This is a genomic window from Rhodococcus sp. IEGM 1372 (assembly GCF_030056835.1).
In the GTDB taxonomy this organism is placed as follows: domain Bacteria; phylum Actinomycetota; class Actinomycetes; order Mycobacteriales; family Mycobacteriaceae; genus Rhodococcoides.
Window position 1 is genome coordinate 1 of sequence record NZ_JASHKS010000083.1, and the last position, 2,661, is coordinate 2,661.

Sequence of the window (2,661 nt, forward strand, 5' to 3'; positions counted from 1 at the left end):
GCGGCCTGAAAATAGTCATCTCCATTGTCCGAAATCCTCGCGGCAGATCAGTTTGCGAGTGGCGCTCACGAATCGGGATCCGTGATTCGGGCACGTTCGGGTCGAAGGTCGGGGTTCAGACTAGTTACGTTCCGCGTGGATGTGTCGCCGGCGGCTTTGGCGACTCGGGCGGCGACGGCTTCGGGTGTGATCAGGTCGTTGGGTGTGCAGTCGAAGATATCGCACAGCGCGACAAGCACTTTCATCGACAGACGTTCGGGTTTGTCGGTGACGAGCCGGTAGATCTGCGCGGCGGAGAGGTCGATGCCGCGCTCGCGCAGCAGCGGTGCCAGTTGGGTGGTCTTCCACATGTCGTGGGCGGCCATCTGCTGACGGAGCTTCCAGTGGAAGTCGAGTTGGCGTCGTCGGGTCACGTGCCGGCTCCGGGATCGGGCAGTGCGAGTGCTCGTTCGATGGTGTTGTCGAGGACGGTGCGCAGTGTGCGGGTGCGGAAGTCGGAGGAGACCGAGGTGTAGAGGGCGGTGGTCGATGCGTGGGAGTGACCGACCTGCTGTTGGACGAAGAGTGGGTCGTACCCGTCTTCGATCAGGTGGGTGACGTACGAATGTCTTAGGCAATGCAGGGTCAGCTCGTCTGCCAGTCCGAGGGCGCGGCGGTATTCGGCGAAGCGTGCGCCCAGCTTTTCCTTCGACACCCGCGGTGATCGTTCGCTGGGCCACAGTGCGGTGGAGTGGGGTGTGCGGGTGTTCAGGTCGTGGCAGTGCTCGATCCACTGCGTCATCACCCGCACCGACCACGGGAAGACGGTCAGGACGCTGCGGCGTTTCGGTGTGCTTCCCTTGTTGGCTTTGCCCCAACGCACATAGAGGACTCCGTGGCCACCGAACTCGGTCGCGTGTGGGTTGGTGCCGAAGTCGGTCGTGTCGAGCATGGCGAGTTCTTGGCGTCGCAACCCCCAGGCGTAGGCGGTTTTCATCGCGGTCGCGACTACGCATGCTGTAGTTCAAGCACTGGCGTGGGCTGGGGCAGTGTCAGGCCAGATAGTCGAAGGTGTTCCTACAGTCGGTGTCGGTGGGAGGTCACTGTCCATCGCCGCCGGCTTGCTCCCTGAATCAACGGTGTGGTCTGTTCTGGAGCGGCTGCGGGACATGGAAGGCTCACCGTTGTTGCTGATCGAACGCGGCGTGGGTCAGAACCCCGACCGATATGCACTTGTGCCTACACATGCGGGACGAGCGAGGGCAATTGACACCTCGACGGGGCCGGAGGAGGTGGAGTCGGTACACCCGGCGTGGAGTGTGATCGGCTGGCGTCACCGTGTCCTTTACGACGCCGTGGTCGCCGCGGCAAAGCCTTTGACCCCGGATGAGTTGTTCACCGCGATCGGGGTCGGCCGCACCAGCGGGTACGAAGCCTTGTTGGATCTGCGCGTCGCCGGTCTGCTCATGGTCGAGAACGCCAAAATCGGTGTCGGCCCGGTCGAACTCGACGACATCGGTCATCGTCACGGTCTCACGTCCGCAGTCCGCGCCCGCATCGTGCGCCACCGCGCCGAACGCATCGTGTGGCGAGAATGGCTCGCAGCTCGGGAGGAGGCACGCACCCCGAAGGAACCGGATCGGTCGTTGTTCGCTATCGCCGACGATCACCCCGCAGACCCGCCCGACCGCGACTACATCATGGCGGTGATGAACACCGGCCCACCAGATCCGTTCTAGCGCACGGTGAACCGGCCACGAACCTGGGGCGGTGGCGGGCGGGGTCGTGTTCGCATTGGTCGCTCTCGCCCGCCCCAGATTCCTGACCGGACGCTGCAACCGCGGCTCGAACTGAACTCGTACACCGGCGTTGCCGTGTCATGCAGGTGCTGCACGATTCGTGGACGTAGTCGATGTCGACCCAGCTTGATCGCTGGTGGTCGAGCTCAGATGACCGGTGCGTTGGGTTGACGGCGGATGAAGTCCGCCATTCCGGGGACGGTGAAGGCAACCAGGCCGCGGGCGGGAGACCAGATGAGGCCTTTGCGTGTATGTAGCTGTATCAGGCACAGCCTTATATTTGCGGATACAATCTGATAGAGCGGGCGGGCGCATATCCAGGGGCACTACGTCGCCAAGCCGCACCCGGCGCGGAAGCCAGTACTGTGACACCTTTGCGGTGTCGATGTCGGCTGATGGGCGGGGAAGTGGCTACCGCGCCGTCATGAGATGTTGATGGTCCCCTGGGGGGTGTCCCTATGGTTTCTGTCAAGCTGCGTGAGCTGCGGGCGGTTGGTAAGGGGTCTTGTTCTTGAGCATCGCGAACAGGACGTCGCATCGGCGTCGAGCGAGGCGGATGAGGGCTGCGTTGTGTTTCTTGAATCACCCTAGGTTCTGAATCACCCTAGGTTCTGTGCCGCCTCCAGTTGGGGCTGATCCTCGGTGGTGAGGTCAGCGTAGTGGAGTGTTTCGTATTCGATCGGGGGCATGTGGCCGATGCTGGAATGAAGCCGCTTGACGTTGTACCACTCGACCCAACCGGCGGTCGCGTACTCGACGTCTGTGATCGTCTTGTACGGCCCCGAGTGGATGATCGTCGTTCGGATGCACTCGGTCTTGTAAAGCCCGGGGACTGCCCCGGCTTTGGTTGACATCTGATCTGTGAGGATCGCTCCTCACGGTG

The 2,661-nt window shown here is 62.8% G+C and carries 3 protein-coding genes and 2 pseudogenes; 1 reads left to right on the top strand and 4 read right to left on the bottom strand.

All coding sequences use genetic code 11. The features are described 5' to 3' along the window. Positions 1 to 65 precede the first annotated feature (65 nt). Positions 66 to 413 (bottom strand): helix-turn-helix domain-containing protein, encoded by a 348-nt coding sequence (locus tag QM590_RS25725; protein WP_269596884.1) that lies wholly within the window; start codon positions 411 to 413, stop codon positions 66 to 68. Continuing rightward, complete coding sequence (locus QM590_RS25730) at positions 410 to 976, bottom strand: tyrosine-type recombinase/integrase (RefSeq protein ID WP_269596885.1); 567 nt, start codon at positions 974 to 976, stop codon at positions 410 to 412. The genes QM590_RS25725 and QM590_RS25730 overlap by 4 nt, the downstream gene beginning before the upstream one ends. Positions 977 to 1,148: 172 nt before the next feature. On the opposite strand from QM590_RS25730, the gene QM590_RS25735 reads away from it, so the two are divergent. Beyond that, the gene (locus QM590_RS25735) at positions 1,149 to 1,718 is read left to right on the top strand and encodes a hypothetical protein (protein ID WP_283279474.1); all 570 of its coding nucleotides are present in this window, start codon (positions 1,149 to 1,151) and stop codon (positions 1,716 to 1,718) included. A gap of 206 nt (positions 1,719 to 1,924) precedes the next feature. Here the strand turns inward: QM590_RS25735 and QM590_RS26035 are convergent. Further along, positions 1,925 to 2,026, bottom strand: a pseudogene (locus QM590_RS26035) (DUF8462 domain-containing protein); the annotation flags it as partial. A gap of 351 nt (positions 2,027 to 2,377) precedes the next feature. Next, positions 2,378 to 2,611, bottom strand: a pseudogene (locus QM590_RS25740) (integrase core domain-containing protein); the annotation flags it as partial. Positions 2,612 to 2,661 lie beyond the last annotated feature (50 nt).